Source organism: Desulfospira joergensenii DSM 10085 (genome assembly GCF_000420085.1).
In the GTDB taxonomy this organism is placed as follows: domain Bacteria; phylum Desulfobacterota; class Desulfobacteria; order Desulfobacterales; family Desulfobacteraceae; genus Desulfospira; species Desulfospira joergensenii.
In genome coordinates, this window is record NZ_ATUG01000001.1 from 1796146 (window position 1) to 1815475 (window position 19330).

19 protein-coding genes are annotated in these 19330 nt (G+C 55.2%); 8 read left to right on the top strand and 11 right to left on the bottom strand.

What is annotated here, in order from left to right:
* Positions 1-79 precede the first annotated feature (79 nt).
* The 3 genes from F608_RS0109070 to radA are packed head-to-tail and all read right to left on the bottom strand — an operon-like array spanning position 80 to position 2805.
* Complete coding sequence (locus tag F608_RS0109070) at positions 80-823, bottom strand: YebC/PmpR family DNA-binding transcriptional regulator (RefSeq protein WP_022665311.1); 744 nt, start codon at positions 821-823, stop codon at positions 80-82.
* Between the two features lie 10 nt (positions 824-833).
* Positions 834-1454: an RlmE family RNA methyltransferase gene (locus F608_RS0109075; RefSeq protein WP_022665312.1), complete on the bottom strand. Its 621-nt coding sequence runs from the start codon at positions 1452-1454 to the stop codon at positions 834-836.
* Positions 1447-2805, bottom strand: coding sequence for a DNA repair protein RadA (radA, locus tag F608_RS0109080; RefSeq protein WP_033398088.1), 1359 nt, complete (start codon positions 2803-2805; stop codon positions 1447-1449). The genes F608_RS0109075 and radA overlap by 8 nt, the downstream gene beginning before the upstream one ends.
* A 420-nt stretch (positions 2806-3225) precedes the next feature.
* Here radA and F608_RS0109085 point away from each other — a divergent pair, with 420 nt between their 5' ends.
* The 5 genes from F608_RS0109085 to rnhA all read left to right on the top strand — a co-directional run bounded on the left by F608_RS0109085 (position 3226) and on the right by rnhA (position 6825).
* Positions 3226-4137, top strand: coding sequence for a DMT family transporter (locus F608_RS0109085; RefSeq protein ID WP_022665316.1), 912 nt, complete (start codon positions 3226-3228; stop codon positions 4135-4137).
* A gap of 168 nt (positions 4138-4305) precedes the next feature.
* On the top strand, positions 4306-5211 hold the full coding sequence (locus tag F608_RS0109090; RefSeq protein WP_022665317.1) for a molybdate ABC transporter substrate-binding protein: 906 nt from the start codon (positions 4306-4308) through the stop codon (positions 5209-5211).
* Positions 5208-5432: an RNA-binding S4 domain-containing protein gene (locus F608_RS0109095; RefSeq protein WP_022665318.1), complete on the top strand. Its 225-nt coding sequence runs from the start codon at positions 5208-5210 to the stop codon at positions 5430-5432. The genes F608_RS0109090 and F608_RS0109095 overlap by 4 nt, the downstream gene beginning before the upstream one ends.
* 31 nt (positions 5433-5463) lie before the next feature.
* Positions 5464-6039, top strand: a complete 576-nt coding sequence (locus tag F608_RS0109100) for a DUF2284 domain-containing protein (protein ID WP_022665319.1) — start codon at positions 5464-5466, stop codon at positions 6037-6039.
* Positions 6040-6159: 120 nt separating this feature from the next.
* Positions 6160-6825, top strand: coding sequence for a ribonuclease HI (gene rnhA, locus F608_RS0109110; RefSeq protein WP_022665320.1), 666 nt, complete (start codon positions 6160-6162; stop codon positions 6823-6825).
* A 97-nt stretch (positions 6826-6922) separates the two neighbouring features.
* Here the strand turns inward: rnhA and F608_RS0109115 are convergent, their stop codons facing one another.
* The gene (locus F608_RS0109115) at positions 6923-8296 is read right to left on the bottom strand and encodes a TrpB-like pyridoxal phosphate-dependent enzyme (RefSeq protein ID WP_022665321.1); all 1374 of its coding nucleotides are present in this window, start codon (positions 8294-8296) and stop codon (positions 6923-6925) included.
* A 261-nt stretch (positions 8297-8557) separates the two neighbouring features.
* Here F608_RS0109115 and F608_RS0109125 point away from each other — a divergent pair, with 261 nt between their 5' ends.
* On the top strand, positions 8558-9982 hold the full coding sequence (locus tag F608_RS0109125) for a trimethylamine methyltransferase family protein (RefSeq protein WP_022665323.1): 1425 nt from the start codon (positions 8558-8560) through the stop codon (positions 9980-9982).
* Between the two features lie 23 nt (positions 9983-10005).
* Here F608_RS0109125 and F608_RS34585 read toward each other — a convergent pair whose 3' ends face one another.
* Genes F608_RS34585 through ftsE form a run of 5 tightly spaced genes read right to left on the bottom strand, consistent with a single transcriptional unit; the run spans position 10006 to position 15656 of the window.
* The gene (locus tag F608_RS34585; protein WP_022665324.1) at positions 10006-11130 is read right to left on the bottom strand and encodes a divergent polysaccharide deacetylase family protein; all 1125 of its coding nucleotides are present in this window, start codon (positions 11128-11130) and stop codon (positions 10006-10008) included.
* Positions 11120-12445 (bottom strand): S41 family peptidase, encoded by a 1326-nt coding sequence (locus F608_RS0109135; protein WP_022665325.1) that lies wholly within the window; start codon positions 12443-12445, stop codon positions 11120-11122. Before F608_RS0109135 ends, F608_RS34585 begins: the two co-directional genes overlap by 11 nt.
* Before the next feature lie 5 nt (positions 12446-12450).
* Positions 12451-14019, bottom strand: coding sequence for a peptidoglycan DD-metalloendopeptidase family protein (locus F608_RS0109140; protein WP_022665326.1), 1569 nt, complete (start codon positions 14017-14019; stop codon positions 12451-12453).
* Positions 14020-14075: 56 nt separating this feature from the next.
* Complete coding sequence (gene ftsX, locus F608_RS0109145; RefSeq protein ID WP_022665328.1) at positions 14076-14951, bottom strand: permease-like cell division protein FtsX; 876 nt, start codon at positions 14949-14951, stop codon at positions 14076-14078.
* 9 nt (positions 14952-14960) lie between these two features.
* Complete coding sequence (gene ftsE, locus F608_RS0109150) at positions 14961-15656, bottom strand: cell division ATP-binding protein FtsE (protein WP_027362609.1); 696 nt, start codon at positions 15654-15656, stop codon at positions 14961-14963.
* A 228-nt stretch (positions 15657-15884) separates the two neighbouring features.
* Between ftsE and F608_RS0109155 the strand changes: the two genes are divergently transcribed.
* Positions 15885-16670, top strand: coding sequence for a TatD family hydrolase (locus F608_RS0109155; protein WP_022665330.1), 786 nt, complete (start codon positions 15885-15887; stop codon positions 16668-16670).
* A 157-nt stretch (positions 16671-16827) separates the two neighbouring features.
* Here the strand turns inward: F608_RS0109155 and F608_RS0109160 are convergent, their stop codons facing one another.
* Positions 16828-18018 (bottom strand): vWA domain-containing protein, encoded by a 1191-nt coding sequence (locus F608_RS0109160; RefSeq protein WP_022665331.1) that lies wholly within the window; start codon positions 18016-18018, stop codon positions 16828-16830.
* A gap of 1 nt (position 18019) precedes the next feature.
* Positions 18020-18862, bottom strand: coding sequence for an AAA family ATPase (locus F608_RS0109165; RefSeq protein WP_022665332.1), 843 nt, complete (start codon positions 18860-18862; stop codon positions 18020-18022).
* Positions 18863-19132: 270 nt separating this feature from the next.
* Between F608_RS0109165 and tatA the strand changes: the two genes are divergently transcribed.
* A complete protein-coding gene (tatA, locus tag F608_RS0109170) occupies positions 19133-19324 on the top strand; it encodes a twin-arginine translocase TatA/TatE family subunit (protein ID WP_022665333.1) in 192 nt (63 codons plus the stop codon).
* Positions 19325-19330: the final 6 nt, after the last annotated feature.

Below are 19330 nucleotides of genomic sequence, written 5' to 3' on the forward strand. Positions count from 1 at the left end.
AAGCACCTGTCCGCCGGACAGGTGCTTTGTCTTTTCGTGCAGAAAAAACCGGGCAGGAGGTTCTCAAGACCAGGGACCCTTACATGGCCTCATAGACCTCATCCGGGATGTCGGCATTGGTATAGAACTTCTGGACATCATCGCAGTCGTCCAGGGCATCCATGAATCTGACTGCCTGCTCAGCCTCCTTGCCTTCCAGCTGGGTCATGTTCTGGGGAAGCATGGTGATCTCGGCCATTTGGCAGGGAATTTCAGCGGCATCCACCGCATCCTTGACCGCATCGAAATCCCCGGGTTCGGTGATGACTTCAAATACATCCCCCTCATCCCGGATATCTTCGGCTCCTGCATCCAGGGCCACTTCCATGATCCTGTCCTCGTCAGCATCCTCCTTGCTTACGGAGATCAGCCCCTTTTTATCGAACATCCAGGCCACACAGCCGTCGGTTCCCACGTTCCCGCCGGCCTTGCCGAAAATATAACGGATATCGGCAATGGTCCGGTTCCGGTTGTCGGTGAGGCACTCCACCAGGACGGCCACGCCGCCGGGTCCGTATCCTTCGTACAGGATCTCCTCGTAGTTGACCCCTTCCAGTTCTCCGGTTCCCTTTTTAATGGCCCGTTCAAAATTATCCTTGGGCATGTTCTGGGCCTTGGCCGCATTAACGGCATGGCGCAGCCTTGGATTTGCCTCTATATCTCCTCCGCCCATCCTGGCGGCCACGGTGATCTCCTTGATCAGCTTGGTGAAGATCTTGCCCCTTTTCTTGTCCGCGGCGCCTTTCTTATGCTTGATGGTCGACCACTTACTGTGTCCTGACATGGATTCCTCCTTATTTTTTACCCTTTGCTATAATATATATTTCTTTACTCTGTTTTCTGCAACTTTCCGGCTTAAAAATCCGGCACTCCCTGAAACTTTTTTTTACCTCTTTTTCAAATGCCTTGAACTCATTGCCCTGGAATATCTTGCAGACAAAATTTCCCTTTGGCCCCAGGATCTTTTGGGCGGTCTCCAGAGCCATGCGGCAGAGCTCAGAGGACCGGAGGGCATCCACGTCTTTCCGGCCCGTGGTGGCCGGGGCCATGTCCGAAAGAACCACCCGGCAGCCTGAAATCTCTTCCAAAAACCCGGGATCCTCCAGGCTGAGGATATTGTCCTGCACTGCGGTCACATTTTCCGGAAGGGGAATCTGAATTTCCTTTAAATCGATGCCGAATACCCGGCCCTGTTTTCCCACCTGCCTGGATGCATAGATCAGCCAGGACCCGGGAGCGCAGCCCAGGTCCAGTACCTTGTCCCCGGCCCCCATGACCTTGAATTTTTTCTGGATCTCCTCCAGCTTGTATACTGATCTTGCCGGATAATTTTCCGCCTTGGCCCGCTGGGTCAGGTGATCGGCCCACTGCCCGCCCTTTGCGCCCTTTGAAGAGCCCTGCCGCTTTTTAGCCATCAAACAATACCTCCATGGCGTCCTTGAGAAAACTGATGCTTTCGATGGTCATGCCCTTTACCCGGGAAAGCTGCTTGATGGCGGCGCTGGGCACCAGGCAGGTGGTGAACCCCATCTTGGCCGCCTCCTTGATCCTTGCCTGGGCATGGCTGACGGCCCGGATCTCCCCGGTCAGTCCGATTTCCCCGATCAGGGTGGTTTCCTTGTGCACGGGTCTGTCCAGGAAAGAAGAGGCCAGGGCAGCGGCAATGGCCAGATCTACGGCCGGCTCCAGGATCCTTACCCCGCCGGTGACGTTCATGAAGATGTCCAGGCCGGACAGGTTCATGCCCAGCCTCTTTTCCATGACCGCCATGATCAGGGCCACCCGGTTGGCATCCAGGCCCAGGACGGTCCGCCGGGGCGTGCCCAGGCCGGAGCTGGAGACCAGACCCTGGATCTCCACCAGAATGGGCCGGGTTCCTTCCATACATGAGGTGACCACGGACCCGGGGGCCACGGTGGAGCGTTCCGATAAAAAGACCGCCGAAGGATTGGGCACCTCGACCAGGCCCTTTTCCCTCATCTCAAAAACCCCGATCTCGTTGGTGGAGCCGAACCGATTCTTGACCGCCCTCAGGATCCGGAAGATATGACTCTTGTCCCCCTCAAAGTAGAGCACCGTATCCACCATGTGCTCCATGATCCGAGGTCCGGCAATGGCCCCCACCTTGGTCACATGGCCCACCAGGAAAATGGGGATGCCCGTGGACTTGGCCAGGCGCATGAACTGCATGGAAGCCTCCCGGATCTGGGTCACGCTTCCCGGGGTGGAGGCAATCTCGGGGTGGAAAACGGTCTGGATGGAGTCAATGACCACGGCATCGTAAGTTTTTGTCTCCACCAGGGAGAGGATGGCGTCCAGATCGGTCTCGGACACGATGAACAGGGAGGAGGAATCTGCATCCAGCCGCTTTCCCCGCAGGGAAATCTGGCGGATGGATTCTTCTCCGGACACATAGAGGCATTTTTTGCCTGACCGGCTTAAGAAAGAGACCACCTGGAGCATGAGGGTGGATTTGCCGATGCCGGGATCCCCTCCGATGAGGATCAAGGAGCCGTCCACCATGCCCCCGCCCAGGACCCGGTCAAATTCGGTTATCCCGGTCATAATCCTCTGGGCCTCTCCGGCATCCACGGAATCAATGGGCACGGGCCTGGCCGCAAAGCTTTTTCTGGATTTCCCGGTGCTGATACTTCTTTCCTCAGTCAGGGAATCCCAGTCCCCGCAGTCCGGGCAACGCCCCATCCACTTGGGGCTCTGAGCCCCGCAGGACTGGCATCTGAATATGAGTTTGTCTTTTTTCTTCAACAAATATCTGTCAACTTATCTGCGTTGGAGTTTAAATCGAAACAATATACCATGAATTGCCATTTTCTATCAAGTTCCGGAAAATTGCCACCCAGACCCATCCCATGTAAATGCCCAGGCCCGGCCGCAGGGACTTCAGCTCCGCAGTGGGAAGGATTTTTGCGGGGTTTGATCTAACAAGGCGCGAGGCCATTGGCATGGGTCCAACGGGATATGCCCGAGAAAGAGGCCCCAGGGACGGGGCCGGACGCCGGCATCCTAGGAGCCGGCCGGGACAGGCCGGCGAGAATGGAGTGGAAGATCCATGCCAATGGCCGGCAAATCTTATTGCGAATCCCCTGACTGGCAAGCCTGATTTTCCTTGCAATTTCACGCCAGGTGATTTAGCTAGAATTCTTTATTTTACAGGATACCCTTATCATGCCCCTGACCGGAGAACTCATAGCCCTTACCACCGTACTCTGCTGGACCGTCAGCGTCCAGTTTTTTGAAGCCGCATCCATCCGGGTGGGGGCCGTGCCCGTGAATATCATCCGGATCTTTACGGCCCTGGTGCTTTTCAGTGCCTGGCTCTTCATCAGAACCGGCCATCCCGTTCCCCTTGACTTCCCGGCCCATGCCTGGATCTATCTCTCCCTTTCCGGCATGATCGGATTTTTCCTGGGGGACATTTTTCTATTCAAGGCCCTGGTGGAACTCGGTCCCAGGCTCTCCCTGCTGATCTTCAGCCTGTCCGCCCCCACGGCCGCAGTGGTCGGCTGGGTCTTTCTGGCGGAAATCTACACCCCGGTCCAGTGGATCGGCATGCTCATCACCCTGTCCGGGGTCTGCCTGGTCATCCTGGAAAAACCCTCTGCCCTGCCCGGGGGACGGACCCGAAGATCCGCCAGCCTCAAAGGGGTGATCTTCGGCATCGGCGCCATGCTGGGCCAGGCCCTGGGGTATGTTCTCAGCAAGGTGGGGATGCAGACGGACCAGGGATTCCTGGATGCCTTTGCCGCCACCCAGATCCGGGCCATTGCCGCCTTTGCCTGCTTTATCCTCTTTTTTACCCTGACCGGGAAATGGGGCCGGGTGATGACTGCCGTCCGGGATAAAAAAGCCGTCGGACTCACGGCCACGGGAGCCGTGATCGGCCCTTTTATCGGGGTTTCCCTCTCGCTTCTGACCCTTCATTATCTGACCACGGGGGTGGCATCCACATTTCTCTCCCTTACCCCGGTCTGCATCATTCCCTTTTCCATTTTTATCCACAAGGAAAGCGTATCCATCCGGGCCGTGGCCGGAGCCGTCATTGCCGTTGGCGGGATCTGGCTGCTCATGGTGTTTTAGGGAAGCTGGAAAAACGAGCCCAACTCAAAAGCAAAGAAACAGATACAAATCCTTTTTTCAATCCCTGTTGTTAATCCGGCCTGCCCTTTTTTTGGCAATCAAGGGTTTACCCGGCATAAGAAACCAGGCTACAATGGATGAAATTTGAAATTGATTAAGGAAAAATAAATGCTGGAATGGCCCAGTGACAGATCTGCCCCGGAAACCCGGATGCCGGCATGGAAAAGTTCCGGCTCCAACATCTGCCTTGATTTCCACGGGGACCCCGGGAAAGCCGACCTGGTCATCTTTTCCGACGGCAATCACCACATGGCCTTACAGGAGAGCATTGAGGCTTTCTGCCGGGCAAACCCCGGGGCAAAGGTCTTCTTTACCACCACGCCGCCGGGACCTCTCCTGGAAATGATGGAACAGGGGGGCATATCCCTGGGAAACCTTGTGATCCGGGCTTGTCCCCATGTTTTTATCAGCCCGCCCCATATCCTGGACCGCCTGAAAGACCAGGGCAGGATGAAAAGCCACAGAAGACTTGCCTCCGGCAGGGGCTGCGTCCTGCTGGTTCAAAAAGGAAACCCAAAAAAAATCCTGACGGTACATGATTTGAAAACAAAAAAACGGACTCTCTTCATCTCAAATCCGGATCAGGAAAAGGTCAGTTTCGCAGGATATGCCCGGACCGTCAATGCACTGGCCGATGAAAAACTGATTCCCGAAGAACCGAGCCCGGGAAAGACCCTTTCCGGAGGCATCCCCCTTCTGTCGGGAGGGAGCATCCACCACAGGGAAGGCCCTTGGGCCGTGGCAGAGGGGCGGGCAGACGCCGCCGTCCTTTATTATCACCTGGCCCTGTATTGTAAGCGGATCTTCCCGGAACTCTTTGATATGGTTGCCCTGGGCGGAACCCTGGAAAACCCCTGCCCCCTTCCCGGGAACCGGATCAACCACATTCACGCAGGAATCGTGGATGAGGGAGGAAACTGGGGCAGCCGGTTTCTTGAGCACCTCTTCAGCCGGGAAACAAGAAAAATATATCAAAACCACGGGCTGGACACGGCCCAGGGGGATTTTCAATGACCGATGAGATCCAGGTTGTCCTGAAAAAGGAGCCGGCCGAACTGTGCAAGATCCTTAAATTTGAAAATCTTGTCATGAGCGGGGGCGAGGCCAAACAGGTGATTGCCGCCGGTCTGGTCCGGGTGAACCATGAAATCGAAACCCGGAAACGGAAAAAAATCTATTCCGGGGACCTGATTGAATTCCAGGAATACCGGCTCAAAATCACAACAGATTCCTGAAACCGCCGGAGTATGACAGAGAGCCGAAGATATGGATAAAATGATTGAATTTGCCCTGAACCTGGGTGTGGGCGACGCCAGGATCATCTCCCCGGACCTCATCCCCGTGGATGATAAATTCCCGGGATTCTGCCGGGAGCCGGGCTGCCCCGGATTCAACCGCTCCATGAGCTGTCCCCCCAATGTGGAGGGGCCGGAGTGGTTCCGGGCTGAAATCAAAAAGTATGAAAGCGTCCTGGTGTTCAAGTACGATGTGCCGTCCACATCCCTCCTGGGGAATGAACGGATGGATCTCATGGGCCTGATCCATGAAACCGCAGCCGCCATTGAGACCTTTGCCAGGAAAAACGGATGTGAAAAGGCCCGGGGATTTGCCGGGGGATCCTGCAAGGAGTCCCTTTGCAGGGATCATCTGGAATGCCGGGTTCTCCATGGGAACAGGGACTGCCGGAATCCGGGAAAAGCCCGGCAGTCCATGTCGGGCATGGGGGTGAACTTCCTGGAACTGACCCGGGCCATGGGATGGGAAATGGAGGTCATTGCCAAAGAGACCGACCCCGGGGCCGTGCCCATGGGCATGGTGGCCGGGATGGTTCTACTGAAGTAAAAAGGCGGGAGATCTATGTAATCTCCGTTTTTTTTGATATTTGCAGTGCTCTATGATCCTGGATGAAAACCTTCCCCTGGAATCTTTTAAAATCAATAACAAACCCATTAAGGGAACAGAATGAAATACCATATTGTATCCACCTCAAAAACCGGCCACGGTGCCGTCTTCACCAATTTGAAAGAGGCCCTGGAGTATCAGAAGGCCCACCCCGGAAGTATCTATCATCCCTTTGACAGGATGCCGGCAAAAATTCCCCCCATTGGAAAAGAGGCTGCCGAGCCAATCAGGACTCCCGGGGGTTCATCCGGGGAGATCACCGTTTATACGGACGGATCCGCCCTGGGCAATCCAGGACCCGGCGGCTGGGGCGCTGTCATCATTCAAGGGGAGAATGAAGTTGAAGAGTATTCCCAGGGATACAGGCATACCACCAACAACCGTATGGAGATGATGGCGGTCATCAACACCCTGGAGATTCTCAAGGACTTGAGGGAGAGCAGCGTCACGATTCATTCGGACTCCCAGTACACAATCAACGGGATCACCAAGGGATGGGCAAAGGGATGGCGGAAAAGAGGCTGGAAAAAAGCCGACGGCAAACCCGCCCTCAACCCGGATCTCTGGGCCAGGATGCTTGATCTTGTTGAACTCTTCCCCAAATTAAAGTTTCACTGGGTCAGGGGACATGCCGGCAATGCATTAAACGAGCGGGCTGACGATCTTGCCAATGGTGCTGCCGGTCAGGGCAGGGACATGTTGATTGATGAGGGATATGTGAAGTAAGGGTTCGGTCCGTCCAGGACCCGCCCTATTCTTTTTCGATAAATCAGAACGCCCGTTATCAATAAGATGACGGGCGTTCTGATTTAAAATCCTGGCCTTAGATCTTGGGAACCGGGTGTCCCTCAAGGCTGATCTTCCTGGATTCCTCCACGTCCTGGGGGGAGAGGGCAATGTTCTCAAGCTCTCCGGCCATGTACTTTTCATATCCTGCCAGATCCAGCATGCCGTGGCCGCTTAAATTGAAGATAATGGTCTTTTCCTTTCCCTCTTCCTTGGCCTGGTTGGCGCTTCTAATGGCGGCGGCAACGGCGTGACAGGTTTCCGGGGCCACCAGCAGACCTTCGGTCCGGGCAAATAAAAGGCCTGCCTCATAGCATTCCAGCTGTTTGACGGCAATGGGGCTCATGAGTCCGGCTTCCACGGCATGGGAGACCAGGGGCGCCATCCCGTGGTACCGCAGACCCCCGGCATGGATGGGGGCCGGGATGAACCTGTGTCCCAGGGAGTGCATGGGCAGCATGGGGGTCATTTTGGCCACATCCCCGTGGTCATAGGAAAAGGGGGTGGCCGTCAGGGTGGGGCAGGAGGCAGGTTCCACCGGGATGATCTCAATATCGGCCCCGTTGATCTTATCATAGGTAAAAGGAAAGGCAAGGCCTGCGAAGTTGCTGCCACCGCCGGCGCAGCCGATGACCGTATCCACCTTTTCGATCCCGGCTTTTTTGAGCTGTTTTTTGGCTTCCAGCCCGATAATGGTCTGGTGGAGCATGACATGGTTGAGCACCGACCCCAGGGAGTACCTTGTCTGGCCGGACTCATCCCCCACGGCCTGCTCAATGGCCTCGCTGATGGCGATGCCGAGACTGCCCGGGGTATCCGGCATCTGGGCCAGGATCTCCCGTCCCACGGCGGTTTCATTGCTGGGGCTGGGCACGCAGTTCCCTCCCCAGGTCTGCATGAGGACTTTTCTGAAGGGCTTCTGGTCAAAACTGATCCTCACCATGAAGACCTTGCACTCCAGTCCCAGCAGGGAGCAGGCAAAGGAGAGGGCAGAGCCCCACTGGCCGGCCCCGGTTTCCGTTGTCAGGCGTTTGATGCCGAATTCCTTATTGTACCAGGCCTGGGCCACGGCGGTATTGGGCTTGTGGCTGCCGGCCGGGGATACACTCTCGTTCTTGTAGAAGATCCTGGCCGGGGTGTTCAGGGCCTTTTCCAGGTGGAGAGCCCTGTGCAGGGGAGAGGGGCGCCACCGGTAGAGCATGTCCAGGATGCCCTCGGGGATGTCGATCCATCTTTCCTGGCTGACTTCCTGCTCAATGAGGTTCATGGGAAATACCGCAGACAGCATGTCCGGGCTGATGGGATTCCCGTCCTGGCCCAGGGGCGGGTTGATGGTGCCGGGAAGGTCGGCGGCAAGGTTATACCATTGACGGGGAATGTCCTGTTCATCGAGAAAAATTTTTGTCTGCATGAAGCTCTCCTCTGATTCCTGGGTTGGGGTTGGTAAATCGCTCCTTGTTTCTATCTGTAGAAACAAATTTTGTCAAGCTCCGGATGATTCCTATCCGGAAAAATCCATGGAATTTTCAAAGGCCTCTTTCCGGTTTCATTCTTTGGATTGACTTTCCCTGACGACCCTGTATATACAACTTGCTGGATTTTACCGGAGCCGGAGCGTACCTCCTGCCCCATGAGCATGAAAACAAGGCCGAACCCAAACAAGGAAAAACCCATGATAGACCGCTTCCAGACCCTGACCCGGGAAGAGCTTTCCCTGATCCATGACGCCTCAATGGATATCCTGGCCAACACCGGGATCTGCTTTAATCATGATTCCGCCCTGAAGTTATTTAAAGACCGGGGATTTAAAACCGAGGGGAACCGGGTATTCATGACCGAAGAACAGATTTACAGGGCCCTGAAATCCACCCGGTCAAGATTCACCATTCATGCCAGGAACCCGGAAAAAAGCGTCTCCGTGGGAGAGGATGATTATGTCTGCCTGCCCACGGGGGGAGCCCCCAATATCGCCTGCCCCGACGGCACCCAGCGTCCGGGCACCCTGAAGGATTTCATTGACTGCTGCAAGCTGATCCAGACCTCGGATCAGGTGGATATGGGGGGCTACTTGATGGTCCAGCCCACGGATATTCCTTGTGAAACCGCTCACCTGGATATGATGGCCGGCTATATGACCCTCTGCGACAAACCCATATTCGGGGCCTCTGCATCGGGCCGGGCAGCCTCGGACACCCTGGAGCTGGCCGCACGGATCTTCGGGGGCAGGGAAAAACTCAAGGAAAGGCCCGTGGTCGCGGCGGTGGTCGATGCCATGTCTCCGCTGCAGTACACCGGAGAACAGACCGAAGTGATCATGGAGATGGCCCGGTACAACCAGGCCGTGGTCGTCACCGACATGATCCTGGCCGGGGCCAGCGGACCGGTCTCCCTGCCCTCCCTGCTGGCATTGGGAAATGCAGAGATCCTGGCCGGCGTTCTCCTGACCCAGCTGGTCAACCCGGGAACCCCCGTGGTATACGGCTCCACCTCGTCCCAGATGGACATGAAGACTTCCACCGGACCCGTGGGAACCCCTGAAACCGTTATCATTGCCTCGGCCACCATCCAGATGGCCCGGTTTTACAATCTCCCCTCCCGGACCGGAGGGGGACTCACCGACTCCCATTTCCCTGATGCCCAGGCCATGGCAGAAGCCTCCCTCATGCTGTCCACGGTGATCCGGAACGGGGCCAATTTTATCTACCACGCCTTCGGGCATATGGGATCCTATATCTCAATGAGCTTTGAAAAATGGCTTTTGGATGAAGAGGTGACCGCCAATATCCGAAACATCCTCAAACCCTTGATCATCACGCCGGAGAGCATTGACGCGGACACGATCAAGGAGGTGGGAATCGGGGGGCAGTACTTAAGTCACCCGACAACCTTCAAGGGGTTCCGGGCCCTTTCCCAGCCCAGGCTGTTCAACAGAAAAGAATTCCGTCAATGGGAGAAACAGGGAGGAAGGCGGATTGACCAGGTCGCCTCGGACAACCTTCAGCAACGCCTGGATACCTGGACAAAACCGGACCTGGATCCTGAAATCGAGGCTTCCATCATGGATTATATAGAGAAAAGAAAAAACGGAGAATTGTAAACCGGGCAGGACCCGCCCGGTTATCAACCGGGGATAACGGTCATCTGGCTGGCCGGAACGATCCGGATTTTCCCTTTCAGCCGGGGCAATTCTTTTTCAAGGGCCTGGAGGGTGGCCTTATAGGGATGGCCGATGCCGATGGCAGCGCCGTGTTTTTCAGCCAGCTTGATCAGCTTCCTGAACTGCCCGGTGATATAGGTCACATCCTGGTTGTTGTCCAGGAACACATCCCGCTGGGCATAGGGGAGTCTCAACAGCCTGGCGGATGCCCGGCACTGGGAATCCTTGGACGTTCTTGAATCCACAAAAAACAGGTTCTCTTTTTTCAGGATGGTGAAGATCTGGTTCATCTGATCTGCCTGGGCGGTCAGCCTGGATCCCATGTGATTGTTCACCCCGGCCGCACCCGGCACCTCTGCCAGGTCTTTCCTCAACTGGTCCAGGAGTACGTCCGGGGACATGGAGGCCAGCAGGGCTCCGGGCCCCGGGTTGATCCGGGGGTATTCCCTGGGCTCCATGGGCAGATGAAGCATGATTTCGGCCCCCTTGCCCTTTAATCTCCCGGCCAGGGAGCGGCCAAAGGGGGACCCGGGCAGGACGGAAAAGGTGATATTGGGTTCCAGGTCGAACAGGGCCATGGCCAGCCGCCGGTCATAACCGATATCGTCAATGATCAGGGAGATACTGGGGATATGGTCCTGGGGCCGGGGCCTGTCCTTGCTGACATGGGTCTCATCCACCCCCTTGAAAACCTCGTAGACAATGGCACCGTCCGGTTTTTCCTTGAGCCCGGCAAGCTTTGTCTTGTTTTCCACTTTTACTTTTAGGGGCCCGTCTTTTTCCGGCTCAGGTTTTTGGGGACTCTCCCGGGTGATTGTTTTTACAGGGGTCTGCTTTTCAGGCTCTTTCCCGGATTTAAACCGGTCTGTTCCGGGCCTGAAAAAGATATCCGCCACCATGGCCGTTGTCAGGCAGATGGCGGCCAGGATGGCTATGCCCAGGAAGATCTTTTTGAATTCACCGGAAATATCCGGCTTTTTCCCCCCCCTGGATTTCCCCGGCCCTTTTTTACCGGATCCGGCGTTTGCCCTGACCTTCTTTTTTGCGGGGGGAGTCTTCCGGGTCCCCCCTTTTTTACTAGTTGCCATTTAACCGACTGAAGACTCCGTAGCTCACAAGAATGTCAAGGGCCCTTTTGATCTGTGAATCCCGGCCCAGCTGTCCGGTGTCCAGAAGCCGGTCCTCTTTTTTTGCCTCTTTTTCAGAATCTTGTGTATTTTCAGGTTCGAGGCTGTTTTTCAGGTCCTTTTCCTTGATCATCCGGTCAAAGACCGAGGGCTTTTCTTTCTTTTTCTCAAGGATTTCATGGACGGCCCGGATATCGGGTTCAATCCCCTTGGCCTGGATGGACCGGCCGGAAGGGGTGTAATACCGGGCAATGGTATATTTGAGCCCGAACCCGTCCTTGAGGGGACGGACGGTCTGGACCGATCCCTTCCCAAAGGAGGGAGTGCCGAGAAGCAGAGCCCTGGAGTGGTCCTGGAGGGCCCCGGCCACGATCTCCGAGGCAGAGGCAGACCCGCCGTTGATCAGGACCACGATGGGATATTTCCTGTCCCGGTCTCCCGGATAGGCATTGTAGACCTGGGTGTTTTTCTCCTGCCTTCCCTTGATGGATACGATGATCCCCTGGTCCAGGAAAAGGTCGGAAATCTTGATGGCCTGGTCCAGGAGTCCCCCGGGGTTGTCCCTCAGATCGATGATCAGCCCTTTGAGGCCCTCCGGATCAGACTCCAGCTGGATGAGCTGGTCTTCCACCTCATCCACGGTGTTCATTCGAAAATTGGTAATTCTCAGGTATCCGTATCCGGGTTTGAGAACCACGGACCGGACAGAGGTCATGGGAATCATGTCCCGCTTGATATTGAACTCCAGGGGAGCCGGTTCCCTGTCCCGGATAATGGTGATCAAAACCTCCTCAAACCGAGGGCCCCGCATCTTGTTCACCGCCTCCCACAGGGCCATGCCCTTTGTGGAATCCCCGTCAATCTTGATGATGATGTCCCCGGCCGTGATGCCGGCCCGGTAGGCCGGTGTGCCTTCAATGGGAGAGACCACCGTGAGGATCCCGTCTTTCGTGGTAATCACGATGCCGATGCCGGAAAATTCCCCCTTGGTATCGTCCTGGAGGTCGTCAAAGGCCTCGGGGGGCATGAAACTGGAATGGGGATCCAGGTTTTCCACCATTCCCTTGATGGAGTTGTGAATCAGGTCTTCTGCATCCACCCCGTCCACGTAATTTTTTTCCAGTTCTTCCAGGACATCGACGAACAACTTCAGAGAGTGGTAGGTGGTATCCTCTTCAGCGCTGGAGGCAGGAAGGCCTGCCCAAAGGGTCAGAATCAGAACCGTTGCCATGACAGGCGCCCAGGTTCCAAATATTTTCGACCATACGATTTTCATCCGTGTTATGCTCCTTTTCTTAACCACTTCATGGGGTTGACCGGCTTGCCGTGGTGCCTGATTTCAAAATGAAGGCAGAGTCCCTTGATGGAGCCTGTATCACCGGCCGTGGCAATGACTTCTCCCGCATCCACCCTTTCCCCCCTTTTCTTGAACACCTCTTCCACATGGGCGTAAAGGGTATAATAATTGTCGCCATGATTGATGATCAGAAGGTTGCCGTAGCCTTTGAGCCATTCGGCAAACATGACCTCCCCCCTGAAGACAGACCTGACAGGCTCGCCCCGCTCCACCCTTATATCAATTCCTTTTTGAAAAGTGAAGGCCTTGTAATCCCCGGTCTTTGAAGGGCCGAACCGGGAAATGATCTCTCCCTTTGCAGGGATGGGCAGCCTGCCCTTCTGATCCGGAAAGGCGGCACTGGCCATCCTGGCCATCTCTGTACTGAGAAAGCCGGCCATTTTTTCATCCAGGGCCCGGGCCGATTCCTTCAGGGATGCCAGGGCGGCCAGGGAGAGCTGTTTTTTCCTGCGGATTTCCCCGAGGATGGCCTGTTTTTTTTCGGTCTCTTTTTCCTTTATCCGGATCTGGAGCCGCAGGTCCTTCTCCTTCTTTGCCTTGGCCTCTGTCTGCCGGGCCATGTCTTCCCTGGCTTTTTCCAGGGCAGCCAGGGTCCGGGTCTGATCTTCGAGGATCTGAAAGTCCGAACGGACCATGCGTTTCATGGCGTTCTGCTTCACGAAAAAGTCAAACAGAGAACCGGATATATCGGTCATATCGAACCGGCCGATCATGCCCAGGCGGTAGAGGGCATTAAGCCTCTGGCCGGCATAGGCCCGGCTCTGCTCCAGCTGCCCGGTCAGCCGCTCAAGGGAATCTGCCGTCTGGGTCATCTGTTCGGCCAGGTTGCGGATCTCGGCCGAGAGCTGATCCGCATTGATCCTGGAACGGTTCAAGGCCCGGTCGATCTGGTCCAGGCCCTCGATGATCTCCATTTCCTCCTGAGAAATGGCGTCCACTTTTTCCTCCTCGGTGGCGATCCTGGAGACCACGGCCTCCTTTTCCTCACGGATTTTACCGGGAACGGCCGCCTCCGGCTCCAATCCGGCAGACTCTGTTTCCGGGGCAGCCTCCGGGGATTCAGGGACCGGATCTTTTTTGGGCCGGGTAACCGGCGTCAGCCGGATGTATTTGGGCCGGTTCCGGATGTATCCCTTTTCGCCCCGGAAGATGACAACCAGCCATCCGCCGTCCCCCCCCTGTTTTCCGACGACATCCACCTGGTCTCCCTTTTTCATGACAAGGAGAACCAGGGCCCGGCGGTTGGGCTTCTGCCGCAGGTTCAGCCGGTAGGTCTGGATGACACCGGTGTACAGGACCTTGTCTTCCGAACAGAAACCCGGCCCGGGCAGAAAGATCACTGCCGTTAGAATCAGACAGGATACAAGGAAGGCCGACTGCCTTTGAAGAAATACTTTCCCCCTGTCTCCAGACCGCTGTCTGAGGAGAACAATGCCCAGAGCCAAAAAAATTTTAAAACCGGTGCGGACTGAAATACGTGAGCCCAGTCCCATACAATCCGGTAAACTTCTGCAGCAGGGCCGCAGATGGGTGAGGTTTTCTTTACACACTATTTTAAGATCTGTTTCAGGGATATATAACATCCAAACCAACCTAAAAACGTGCTGCTTGATATCAGAACGGCCACGGCTTCCAGGGAAAGAAAGCGGATGTCGATCAGTCCCTGAACCGCAGGCGTCCGGGCAATACCCGATGAAATACTCAGATAGGCGGCCAGCAGGATCCCCAGTCCGAACACCCCTCCCAGAAACCCCTGGATGGCCCCTTCCACGTAAAAAGGAGTTTTGATGAAGCTCTCCGTGGCCCCGACCAGGCGCATGATCTCCACCTCAATCTCCCGGGAGTGGAAGGCCAGCCGGACCGTATTGGCCGTGATAAAGAGGGCAATGAGGAGAAAAAGGCTGCACATGGCATAACCCGTGGTCTTAAAGAGATTAAAGATCTTGAGAAACCGGCCCAGCCATCCCTGTCCGTATTCCACGCTTTCCACCATGGGAAGGGCTTCGATGCCCCGGGCAAAGGCCGTGACCTGCTCATAGTTGTCGAGCCGGTTCATCCGGATTTCCAGGGCATGGGGCAGTGGATTGTCTTTGAGGGTGTCAAAAAAACCGGTGCGGTCGGACATCTCTTTTTTGAGATTTTCAAGGGCCTGGGATCTCGGAATAAAGATCAGCTCATCCACATTGCCCAGGGCCCTGATCCTGGCTTCGAGCCCTGGCAGATCCTTGATTGAAAATTCCGGTTCAAGGTAGGCCATGGCCCGGCCGCTCTGGTTCCAGGCCTGGATCATCCGGCTGGCATTTTCAAAGAAAAGGGCAAACACGGAAACCACGAGGATGGACAGGGAAATGGTGACAATGGTGATAAAGTTCAGGAACCGGTTGGACCGGATATCTGCCAGGGCCTTTTTGATGGATCGGGTCATGGGAATCCTCTATAGCATGGTCGCTGTTTTCACCAGTTCCCCCTGCTCAAGGGCGATGTTTCTTCCCCTGATCATGGTTTCCAGCAGAAAAATATTGTGGCTGGCCATGAGTACGGTGGCCCCTTTTTTGTGGTACTCCATCAGGGCGTCCAGGACCAGCTGGGCAGACTTGTCGTCCAGGCTTCCCGTGGGCTCGTCCGCCAGAATGATCTCCGGCTCTCCCACCACGGCCCGGGCCACGGCCACCCGCTGCTGCTCTCCGCCGGACAGGGTGGGCGGCAGGGCCTTTGATTTTTTTTCCATTCCCGTGCTTTCCAGGACCCGCATCACCTGTTTTTTAATGAAAGAGGGTTTTTGCCCGGCCGCTTCCAGGACCAGGGCCACATTTTCAAATACCGTCCTCTGGGGAATGAGCTTGAAATCCTGGAACACCATGCCGAAACGACGCCGAAGAAAGGGCAGCCTGGACGGAGAGATCCGCTCCAGGTTCATGCCGTCGATGATGATCTGACCCCGGGAGGCCTTTTCAGCCAGGTAGAGGACCTTGAGCAGGGTGGATTTGCCTGCGCCCGAGGGACCGGAGACAAAGATAAACTCCCCTTCCTGGATTTCCAGAGAGATATCCTTTAAGGCCAGTTTAACGCCGTACTGCTTGCTGACGTTAAACATTCTGATAATCGGCTTTTTCTTGTTTTCCAGGTTCATATCCATCCGCCGTTCCAGGGTCTGTAATTGACTGAAAATGAATTTACTGATATAACCGGCCTGTGTCAAGGAGTGCTGACAACAGTTTTTCTTACACCGAGCCTTCACTGAAACCCGTAAGACGGCTTCTTCCAAACAGTGAAGGCTCTGACATGTCCGGCAACGGATCTTTAAAAAGGCCGAACGGCCGGGCCGGGGCTTTTGACTTTAGACTTTGGACTTGAACCTATGATCCTATTCGACTCCCACTGCCATATTGACGATAAATCCTATGACAAAGACCTGGATGAGGTCCTGGGCCGGGCAGACCGGGAAGGTGTCAAGGCTCTCATGGTCGTGGGCATTGATCTTGAGACCACCCAAAAAGCCATTGCCATTGCCCGGGGCCGGAACCATATCATCACCTCGACGGGAATCCATCCCCACGATGCCTCCCATTGTTCCCCCGGCCTCCTGGACGAGCTGACCGGCCTGGCCCGGGACAACGACTGTGTCCGGGCCTGGGGAGAGACCGGCCTGGACTTCAACCGGATGTACTCCCCCCAAAAAGACCAGGAGACCTGTTTTTCCGCCCAGATCGGCATTGCCGCGGACCTTGGCCTGCCCCTGATCTTCCACGAACGGGATTCCAGGGGACGGTTTTACGAGATCCTCAAGTCAGAAGGAAACGGAAACGGTGTGGTCCACTGCTTTTCCGGAACAAAGGAAGAATTGTTCAACTACCTGGATCTGGGGTATTCCATCGGGATCACGGGAATCCTGACCATCCAGAAAAGAGGGGCGGAACTCCGGGAGATGGCCCCCCTGATCCCCGAGGACCGGATCCTCATCGAAACCGACGCCCCCTACCTGACCCCGGCCCCCATAAAGAACAAGGTCCGCCGCAACGAGCCCGCCTTTGTGAAATCCGTACTCCTCAGACTGGCCGAAATCAGAAACACCGATCCGGAACGCCTGTCTGAAATCATCTTCGAAAACACCCAGAAACTTTACGGAACAGATTTTACAGTCTGAAAGTCAAGGGGCCAAAGCCGAAAGCCCTTCCCGCTTTTGACTTTAGGCTTTTGGCTCTTTCTGAAGAAACGCCGCAGGCAAGACAACCGCAAACCGTCTGCCCGCTGTTCGGACGAAAGTATGCTCAGACAGCTATTTCCGGCGGCTCCCTGTCGGGTTATTTTTCCATGAGGCGGGTGACCGCCTTTTCCAACCCATCCAGGGACAGCTCAAACATGGGAAAAATAGAAGAAATGGTCATGATGGTATGGGTATATCCCCACATCCGCTCCGCCACCGGGTTGAGCCAGACCGAATGGGAAAAGGTGTCCGCCAGGAAGCGGAGCTGCTCAATGGAGGGTCTTCCGCTGCGCTCGGTGATGTGAATGGAGCCGTCATGGGCCATGAGTTCATAGGGTGCCATGCTGGCATCCCCGACAATGACCAGGCGGGTTTCCGGGTCCAGCCTGCTAAACTCCATGATCTTCCTGGGTTTTTTATACCGGGCCGGATCTTCCCAGAGATAATCGTAGACGGTGTTGTGGAAGAAATAGGTCTTCACTTCCTTGAACTGGGATCTTGCATAGTCAAACAGGGTCTGGACCACCTGGATGTACGGATCCATGGACCAGCCGCCGTTGTCTATGGCCAGGATAACTTTCAGCCGGTCTTTCATGGCCCGGTCAAAGATCAGCTCGATCTCGCCGGCATTGCGCATGGTCTCTTTTATGGTTTCATCCACATTAATCTGATCCCTGGGGCCGGTCGGGACCAGATTTCTCAGCCGTTTCAGGGCCTCTCCGATCCGGGCCTGGGTCAGGGGGCCCGAGGTGGAATAATCCTTGTACCGCCGTTCATTGGCCACCTTGACTGCGGACTTGTTCCGGGACTGCCCCCCCACCCGCATGCCGCCGGGGTGGTATCCGGAATGGCCCACCGGGGAATACCCGCCGGTGCCGATCCACTTTCCGCCCCCGTCATGGCGCCCGTCCTGGTCTTTGAGCCTCTCCTTGAAATAGTCGATGAGCTCTTCCGGGGACATCCGGTTGAGCTTTTCCGGGTCAATCCCTAAGGCATCGGCCATCTGCCTGGGATTTTTCAGCCATTCATCCAGCATGGCCCGGGCCATCTCATCCATCTCAAACCCCTCGTCCTCGGGCAGGGGGATCCCTTCAAAGTAATGGGCAAAGACCTGGTCATAGAGGTCAAAATAGCGTTCGCTCTTGACCAGGATGGACCGGGCACAGGTATAAAACTCGTCCAGGGTGTTGATGATGCCCTGGTTCAGGGCTTTCTGGAGTATGAGAAAGGAGGTGGGGGACACGGGAATGCCCGATTCCCTCAGGATATAGAAAAACCGGATAAACATCTTAAAAGAGCTTCCGCCGGGCCGTCAGGGTCTTGGCCCGCTCATAGTCCGGGCTCTTTTTAAAGAGCACCCCCAGAAAGGGCAGCTTTCCGTTGATCAGGTCCTTGGCCCGGAAATCCGGGTCTGCGTTCAGGGCCCGGATCCAGTTGATCAGTTCCCGGGTGGCCGGTTTTTTTTCCACGGCCTCGATGTCCCGCATGGCGTAAAAGGAACGAATGGCGTTGTCCGCCAGTTTCTCGTCAATGTTTTCAAAGTGAACCCCGATAATCCTGCGCATCATCTTGGGATCGGGAAAGGCGATGTGGTGGAAGTTACACCGGCCCAGAAAGGGATCGGAAAGGTCTTTTTTGGCGTTGGAGGTGATGATGATCACGGGCCTGTGCTTTGCCGGAACCGTCCGGTCCGTCTCAATGATATCGAACTGCATCTGGTCCAGGACATCGAGCATGTCATCCTGGAAATCCGTGTCTGCCTTGTCGATCTCGTCGATGAGAAGCACGGTTCTTTCATCGGCGCAGAAGGCCTGGCCGATCTTTCCCATTTTAATGTACTCGTCGATGCTGCTCACGTCCCGTTTGGAATCCCCGAACCTGGAATCGTTGAGCCGGGTCAGGGTGTCGTACTGGTAAAGGGCCTCTACCAGTTTCATGGAGGATTTCACGTTGAGGACGATCAGGGGCATGGAAAGGCTTTCGGCTATGGCATGGGCCAGCATGGTCTTTCCCGTCCCCGGCTCCCCCTTGAGCAGCAGGGGCATTTCAAGTTTCATGGATATATTGACAATTGAGGCCAGCTCCGCGTCCAGAACATATTTTCTGGCACCCTGAAATTCTGTTTCACCCATTCTCGGCATCTCCGTAATCTATTATTATATTATAGAATCGCCATTGGCATTCCACTTTAAAAACCGCGTTCACTTGAAAAAATATAATAACCAGTTTCCATTTTTTCACAAGGATAAATTTAAAAGGTTCATTTTTTCGCCCAGTATAAATATATTACATAAATGTAATTTGAATTTTCCAAACCTGGATTCTAAAAGATTGACACTGACAGAACTTAATGGTAATAGTTTTCAGGTTAACTTTAAGCCATGCAAACTTAGGAGAGGACAATGATTGGTGGAATTGGAATGCCGGAGCTGATAATCATTCTTGTGATTATACTTATTATTTTCGGTGCAGGAAAGCTCCCTGAAATCGGTGCCGGTCTGGGCAAAGGCATTAAAAACTTTAAGAAAGCGACAAAAGAACCCATTGAAAATAAAAAAGACGAGACCGAACCCGGAAAAATCGATCAGGACTAGGACTTC